The organism is Virgibacillus alimentarius (assembly GCF_017874635.1).
Classification (GTDB): domain Bacteria; phylum Bacillota; class Bacilli; order Bacillales; family Amphibacillaceae; genus Virgibacillus_B; species Virgibacillus_B alimentarius.
This window is the reverse complement of sequence record NZ_JAGIKX010000071.1, coordinates 1-1,579: the sequence shown is the minus strand read 5'-3', so window position 1 is coordinate 1,579 and position 1,579 is coordinate 1. Positions and strand designations below refer to the sequence as shown.

General features: G+C 52.8%; 2 rRNA genes. Both read left to right on the top strand.

Annotated features, from left to right (window positions below):
- Positions 1–1,355 (top strand): 23S ribosomal RNA (locus J2Z81_RS15645); the annotation flags it as partial.
- A 108-nt stretch (positions 1,356–1,463) separates the two neighbouring features.
- Positions 1,464–1,579: ribosomal RNA gene (gene rrf / locus J2Z81_RS15640) — 5S ribosomal RNA — on the top strand.

The following is a 1,579-nucleotide window of genomic DNA, read 5'->3' as shown; positions in this document are numbered from 1 at the left end:
ATGGGGAGGGAAATAGAGTACCGAAGTTCCTGACTCCACACTGCCTAGAAAATCCTCTAGTGAGGAAAGAGGTGCCCGTACCGCAAACCGACACAGGTAGGCGAGGAGAGAATCCTAAGGTGAGCGGGAGAACTCTCGTTAAGGAACTCGGCAAAATGACCCCGTAACTTAGGGAGAAGGGGTGCTTCTCGTCCGAGAAGCCGCAGTGAATAGGCCCAAACGACTGTTTATCAAAAACACAGGTCTCTGCGAAGCCGAAAGGCGAAGTATAGGGGCTGACACCTGCCCGGTGCTGGAAGGTTAAGGGGAAACGTTAGCACTTGCGTGCGAAGCGTAGAACTGAAGCCCCAGTAAACGGCGGCCGTAACTATAACGGTCCTAAGGTAGCGAAATTCCTTGTCGGGTAAGTTCCGACCCGCACGAAAGGTGCAACGATTTGGGCACTGTCTCAACGAGAGACCCGGTGAAATTATACGATGCGTGAAGATGCGCATTACCCGCGACAGGACGGAAAGACCCCGTGGAGCTTTACTGTAGCCTGATATTGAATGTTCGTGCAGCTTGTACAGGATAGGTGGGAGCCATCGAATCCGGAGCGCCAGCTTCGGTGGAGGCACCCGTGGGATACCACCCTGGCTGTATGAACCTTCTAACCCAGGGCCGTGATCCGGTCCGGAGACAGTTTCAGGTGGGCAGTTTGACTGGGGCGGTCGCCTCCCAAAAGGTAACGGAGGCGCCCAAAGGTTCCCTCAGAATGGTTGGAAATCATTCGCAGAGTGCAAAGGCAGAAGGGAGCTTAACTGCGAGACCCACAAGTCGAGCAGGGACGAAAGTCGGGCTTAGTGATCCGGTGGTTCCGCATGGAAGGGCCATCGCTCAACGGATAAAAGCTACCCCGGGGATAACAGGCTTATCTCCCCCAAGAGTTCACATCGACGGGGAGGTTTGGCACCTCGATGTCGGCTCATCGCATCCTGGGGCTGTAGTCGGTCCCAAGGGTTGGGCTGTTCGCCCATTAAAGCGGTACGCGAGCTGGGTTCAGAACGTCGTGAGACAGTTCGGTCCCTATCCGTCGTGGGCGTCTGGAAGTTTGAGAGGAGCTGTCCTTAGTACGAGAGGACCGGGATGGACACACCGCTGGTGTACCAGTTGTTCCGCCAGGAGCATAGCTGGGTAGCTACGTGTGGCAAGGATAAGTGCTGAAAGCATCTAAGCATGAAGCCTCCCTCAAGATGAGACTTCCCATCACTTTAAGTGAGTAAGATCCCTTAGAGACGATAAGGTTGATAGGTCCGAGGTGGAAGCGTGGTGACACGTGCAGCTGACGGATACTAATCGATCGAGGACTTAACTAACTATCTATCTTGGTTTGATTCGTAGATAAAACACTCTTATTTAGTTTTTAGGGTATAAATAAAATTATCCCTTGCATTTTTCTTAAGAAATGCTTATAATATATCTTGTCTGGTAGCAAGAGCGGAGAGGTCACACCTGTTCCCATACCGAACACAGTAGTTAAGCTCTCCAGCGCCGATGGTAGTTGAGGCTTTGCCTCCGTGAGAGTAGGACGCCGCCAGGC